This is a genomic window from Enterobacter sp. WP_7_1 (assembly GCF_003688535.1).
In the GTDB taxonomy this organism is placed as follows: domain Bacteria; phylum Pseudomonadota; class Gammaproteobacteria; order Enterobacterales; family Enterobacteriaceae; genus Enterobacter; species Enterobacter asburiae.
The window spans coordinates 626,391-632,390 of the sequence record NZ_REFK01000003.1 but is presented as its reverse complement, the minus strand read 5'-3'; the positions used below and the strand labels follow the sequence as shown (position 1 = coordinate 632,390).

Here is a 6,000-nt window from a genome sequence, read left to right as displayed (position 1 = left end):
CGACGTTATGCGGTATTAGCTACCGTTTCCAGTAGTTATCCCCCTCCATCAGGCAGTTTCCCAGACATTACTCACCCGTCCGCCGCTCGTCACCCGAGAGCAAGCTCTCTGTGCTACCGCTCGACTTGCATGTGTTAGGCCTGCCGCCAGCGTTCAATCTGAGCCATGATCAAACTCTTCAATTTAAGTTTGATGCTCGTGAATTAAACTTCGTAATGAATTACGTATGTTCACTCAGAGACTTGGTATTCATTTATTGTCCGAAGACATTAAGAATCCATGTCACTTTGAGTGCCCACACAGATTGTCTGATAAATTGTTAAAGAGCAGTGCCGCTTCGCTTTTCGCTGCGGCGCGGGGTGTGCATATTACGCTTTCCCGCTTCAGAGTCAAGCGTTTATTTTCGCTATTCTCTGCTGACCCGGCGGCGTGTGTGCCGTTGTTCCGTGTCAGTGGAGGCGCATTATAGGGAGTAATTCCGAACCTGCAAGGATAAAGTGAAATTTATTTACTGACTGCTCACTTTCCAGGCAAAACCAACTCCAGACCTCAATTTTCGCCTGGTTTTTAAACAAAAACGAGCCGCAAGCGGCTCGTTTTTGCGTTTTGTGACTTACTGCACTGCCACAATGCGATCGTCGTTGGCTTCCAGACGGATAACTTTGCCCGGAATCAACTCTCCGGAGAGGATCTGCTGCGCCAGCGGGTTTTCGATCTGCTGCTGGATAGCACGTTTTAATGGACGCGCACCGTACACCGGATCGTAACCATTCTCGCTCAGCAGCTTCAGCGCCTCGTCGGAAATGTGAATTTCATACCCACGCTCTTCCAGACGTTTGTACAGACGCTGCAGCTGGATCTGCGCAATCGACGCAATATGTTTCTCACCCAGAGGATGGAATACCACCACTTCATCAATACGGTTGATGAACTCAGGACGGAAGTTATGGCTGACCACACCGAGTACCAGATCCTTCATATGACCGTAATCCAGTTCGCCGAAACGTTCCTGAATCAAATCGGAACCCAGGTTCGAGGTCATGATGACAACCGTATTACGGAAGTCGACCGTTCTCCCCTGCCCGTCGGTCAGACGGCCATCATCCAGCACCTGAAGCAGGATGTTGAACACATCAGGGTGCGCTTTTTCCACCTCATCCAGCAAGATGACGGAATAAGGGCGACGGCGAACCGCTTCCGTCAGGTACCCCCCTTCTTCATAACCTACGTATCCCGGAGGCGCGCCGACCAGACGTGAGACGGAGTGTTTTTCCATAAACTCGGACATGTCGATACGTACCATCGCATCGTCGCTGTCGAACATAAAGTTAGCCAGCGCTTTACACAGCTCGGTTTTACCGACCCCTGTCGGCCCCAGGAACAGGAACGAACCAATCGGACGGTTTGGATCGGACAGCCCTGCACGGCTACGACGAATAGCGTTCGATACCGCTTCAACCGCTTCGTTCTGGCCAATCACCCGATTATGGAGATCTTGCTCCATGCGCAGCAGTTTTTCACGCTCGCCTTCCAGCATGCGCGCCACCGGAATACCGGTCCAGCGAGCAAGCACTTCCGCGATTTCTGCATCCGTCACCTTATTACGTAACAGACGCATCGTTTTCCCTTCTGACTGCGTCGCTATCTCAAGCTGTTTTTCCAGCTCAGGAATTTTGCCGTACTGCAGTTCAGACATCCGCGCCAGATCGCCGACACGGCGAGCCTGCTCTATGGCAATTTTGGCCTGTTCGAGTTCAGCTTTAATGGTCTGAGTGCCGGAAAGGGACGCTTTCTCGGCTTTCCACTCTTCTTCCAGCTCAGAGTACTGGCGCTCTTTATCGTCCAGTTCTTCATTGAGCATATCCAGGCGTTTCTTACTGGCTTCATCAGACTCTTTCTTCAGCGCCTGCTGTTCCAGCTTGAGCTGAATGATGCGTCGGTCGAGTCTATCCAGCTCTTCCGGTTTCGAGTCAATCTGCATACGAATGCTCGAAGCTGCTTCATCAATCAGGTCGATCGCTTTATCCGGCAGCTGGCGATCGGCGATATAACGATGTGAAAGCGTCGCCGCCGCAACGATAGCCGGGTCAGTGATCTGCACATGGTGGTGCAGTTCATAGCGCTCTTTCAGACCACGCAGGATCGCGATGGTATCTTCAACGCTTGGCTCAGCAACAAACACTTTCTGGAAACGACGTTCCAGCGCAGCATCTTTCTCAATGTACTGACGATACTCGTCAAGCGTGGTGGCACCGACGCAGTGAAGTTCACCACGCGCCAGCGCAGGTTTCAGCATGTTCCCGGCATCCATCGCGCCGTCCGCTTTACCCGCACCGACCATGGTGTGCAGTTCGTCGATAAACAGGATAACGTTGCCTTCCTGCTTCGCCAGGTCGTTAAGCACGCCTTTGAGACGCTCTTCGAACTCGCCGCGGTATTTCGCACCGGCCACCAGCGCGCCCATATCCAGTGCCAGTACGCGGCGGCCTTTCAGGCCTTCCGGCACTTCACCGTTGACGATACGCTGCGCCAGCCCTTCAACAATGGCAGTTTTACCGACACCAGGTTCACCAATCAGCACCGGGTTGTTCTTGGTACGACGTTGCAGTACCTGAATCGTACGGCGGATTTCTTCATCACGGCCGATAACCGGGTCAAGTTTGCCCTGCTCAGCACGCTCGGTCAGATCGACCGTAAATTTCTTCAAAGCCTGACGTTGGTCTTCGGCTCCCTGATCGTTCACGCTTTCACCTCCGCGCATTTTCTCAATCGCCTGAGTCACATTGGCGGTGGTCGCGCCGGCAGATTTCAGCAGGTCGGTCAAGGTGCCGCGTGATTCAAGCGCCGCCAGAACAAACAGCTCTGACGAAATAAAGTTGTCCCCACGTTTTTGCGCCAGCTTGTCGCAAAGGTTCAGCGCGCGTACCAGATCCTGCGACGGCTGAACGTCGCCGCCGGTACCTTCTACCTGCGGCAGACGGCTCAGCGCCTGATCGATAGCGGTGCGTAACTGGCCAGCATTAATGCCAGCGGACGTTAATAAAGGACGTACCGATCCCCCTTCCTGATTCAGCAAGGCGCTCATTAAATGAAGAGGTTCGATAAATTGGTTGTCGTGCCCCAGTGCGAGGGACTGGGCATCGGCGAGAGCAAGCTGGAATTTATTAGTAAGACGATCCAGACGCATAACTCCTCCCATAACAGGTCAAATTTGCTACTGGAGATTAAATGAGGTCATCCCTCAATTATTCAAGGTTAATGACCTGAATTATGTGAAAAGAAAACGGCACGTACCGGATCGTCTTGATTCTTTAGGTTATATCAGCCAAATGAAACTTGCCATACGCCCCGTGGTCTTGTCGCGGCGATAGGAGAAAAAATCACCCTTTTCGGTGAATGTGCAGCGATCGCCGCCGAAGATCTGCGACACGCCAACGTTGTTCAGGCGCTGGCGGGCGAGCTGGTAAATATCGGCCAGATATTTATCCCCCGAAGGCAGGAAGGCTTCAACCGATTGCGGATCTTTTTCCATAAAGGCTTCGCGAACCTCTGGCCCCACTTCAAAAGCGCGAGGACCAATGGCCGGGCCAAGCCAGGCCATAATATTGGCAGGCTCATCGTTAAAGCAAGCGACTGTTTCTTCGAGCACGCCTTCACACAGACCACGCCAGCCCGCGTGTGCTGCTGCCACCTCGGTACCTGCACGGTTACTGAACAGAACCGGCAGACAATCGGCGGTCATCACGGCACAAACGGTTCCCGGAGTATTACTGTAAGAGGCATCAGCGCGTTTAGAAGCATAGGGTTCCCCCGTCAACTTCAGCACCTCGTTACCATGAACCTGTTCCAGCCAGACCGGTTTCGACGGCAAGTTCCCCGCAGCAAACAGACGCCTGCGGTTCTCTTCAACGTGTTCCAGGTTGTCGCCACAGTGCGCACCGAGGTTCATAGACTCCCAAGCGCCCTGGCTAACACCGCCAATACGGGTTGAACTACAGGCAGCCACGCCAGCAGGCAATGGCCACTCCGGGACAATCAGTTTGGTCATAACCAGTCCACTTGATCCTTATGTTCTTCGAAATCAGCACGCATGGCGTCGATAAGATCCACCATATCCTGCGGGATAGGCGCATGCCACTCCATCTGAATACCGGTGATAGGGTGGTAAAGACGCAGCATGGTCGCGTGCAGCGCCTGACGATCGAATTTACGCAATACGCTGATGAACTCATCCGATGCGCCTTTAGGTGGACGCGGGCGGCCACCGTATACCTGATCCCCTACCAGCGGATGGGTAATGTGGGCCATATGCACGCGGATCTGGTGAGTACGTCCGGTTTCCAGACGCAGACGCAGGCGCGTATGAATACGGAAGTGCTCCATAATGCGATAGTGCGTCACAGCCGGTTTACCCATCGGATGCACCGACATATGGGTACGTTTGGTTGGGTGACGACTGATTGGCTCTTCCACCGTTCCGCCAGAGGTCATATGCCCAATGGCTACCGCTTCATACTCGCGGGTGATTTCGCGCAGCTGCAGCGACTCCACCAGACGGGTCTGAGCAGGAACGGTCTTCGCCACCACCATCAAACCAGTGGTGTCTTTATCCAGACGGTGCACGATGCCCGCGCGCGGGACATCCGCGATCGGCGGATAATAATGGAGAAGTGCGTTAAGTACCGTACCGTCAGGGTTCCCCGCGCCCGGATGAACAACCAGGTCGCGCGGCTTGTTGATCACCAGAATGTCATCATCTTCATAGACGATGTCCAGTGGGATATCCTGCGGCTCGAAGCGGATTTCCTCTTCGATTTCAGCATTGATGGCGACAGCTTCCCCACCTAACACTTTCTCTTTTGGTTTGTCCCAGATCTTGCCGTTTACCAGCACGCGCTGGTCAAGGATCCATTCTTTTATGCGTGAACGCGAATAATCAGGGAACAATTCGGCCAAAGCCTGATCTAAGCGTTGACCGAGCTGATTTTCGGAGACTGTTGCGGTGAGTTCTACTCGTTGTGCCATAAACTGCTTCTTCGTTTAACGTTGGGTTTTACGGCTTTGCCGTTTAATATAGTGTGCTATTGTAGCTGGTCTTAATCGGGAGCAGGAACAGAGTTTCTCCCGGACAAACATTTGAGGAAAGTCAAAACGTCATGACGCGCATGAAATATCTGGTGGCAGCGGCCACGTTGAGCCTGGCTTTGGTGGGCTGCTCCGGTTCAAATGAAAAGGTCCCTGACAATCCGCCGAATGAAATCTATGCGACTGCACAACAAAAGTTGCAGGACGGTAACTGGAAACAGGCGATAACGCAACTGGAAGCGTTGGATAATCGCTATCCATTTGGTCCATATTCGCAGCAGGTACAGTTAGATCTCATCTACGCATACTATAAAAATGCCGACCTGCCGCTGGCTCAGGCAACTATCGATCGTTTCATGCGTCTGAACCCGACTCATCCTAACATCGACTACGTGATGTACATGCGCGGCCTCACCAACATGGCGCTGGACGACAGTGCGCTGCAGGGCTTTTTCGGCGTGGATCGTTCCGACCGTGACCCGCAGCATGCGCGTGATGCCTTTAATGACTTCTCCAAGCTGGTGCGCGGCTATCCGAACAGTCAGTACGTGACCGACGCCACCAAACGTCTGGTGTTCCTGAAAGATCGTCTGGCGAAATATGAATACTCCGTAGCGGAATACTATACCCGTCGTGGCGCATGGGTTGCCGTGGTTAACCGCGTAGAAGGTATGCTGCGTGATTATCCGGATACTCAGGCAACGCGCGACGGCCTGAAGCTGATGGAAAATGCTTACCGTCAGATGCAGATGACCGCTCAGGCTGAAAAAGTGGCGAAAATCATCGCCGCGAACAGCAGCAACACCTGATTTTGCCCCAATGCAAAACGGCAGCCCGAAGGCTGCCGTTTTTTTATTCATTTTAGCGCGTCGCTGAAGCGTATAGCCTCAATACATCCAGTCAACTATGGCCCCA

At 53.2% G+C, this 6,000-nt stretch carries 4 protein-coding genes and 1 rRNA gene; 1 reads left to right on the top strand and 4 read right to left on the bottom strand.

The window, feature by feature from the left end:
• The 4 genes from BJ885_RS16310 to rluD all read right to left on the bottom strand — a co-directional run.
• A 16S ribosomal RNA gene (locus tag BJ885_RS16310) occupies positions 1-185 on the bottom strand; the annotation flags it as partial.
• 428 nt (positions 186-613) lie between these two features.
• Positions 614-3,187: an ATP-dependent chaperone ClpB gene (gene clpB / locus BJ885_RS16305; RefSeq protein WP_029741030.1), complete on the bottom strand. Its 2,574-nt coding sequence runs from the start codon at positions 3,185-3,187 to the stop codon at positions 614-616.
• A gap of 129 nt (positions 3,188-3,316) precedes the next feature.
• Entirely contained in the window at positions 3,317-4,048 is a 732-nt protein-coding gene (gene yfiH, locus BJ885_RS16300; RefSeq protein ID WP_121932327.1) for a purine nucleoside phosphorylase YfiH, read from the bottom strand.
• A complete protein-coding gene (gene rluD, locus BJ885_RS16295) occupies positions 4,045-5,025 on the bottom strand; it encodes a 23S rRNA pseudouridine(1911/1915/1917) synthase RluD (RefSeq protein ID WP_023308866.1) in 981 nt (326 codons plus the stop codon). The genes yfiH and rluD overlap by 4 nt, the downstream gene beginning before the upstream one ends.
• Before the next feature lie 131 nt (positions 5,026-5,156).
• Between rluD and bamD the strand changes: the two genes are divergently transcribed.
• Positions 5,157-5,894: an outer membrane protein assembly factor BamD gene (gene bamD, locus BJ885_RS16290; RefSeq protein ID WP_121932326.1), complete on the top strand. Its 738-nt coding sequence runs from the start codon at positions 5,157-5,159 to the stop codon at positions 5,892-5,894.
• Positions 5,895-6,000: the final 106 nt, after the last annotated feature.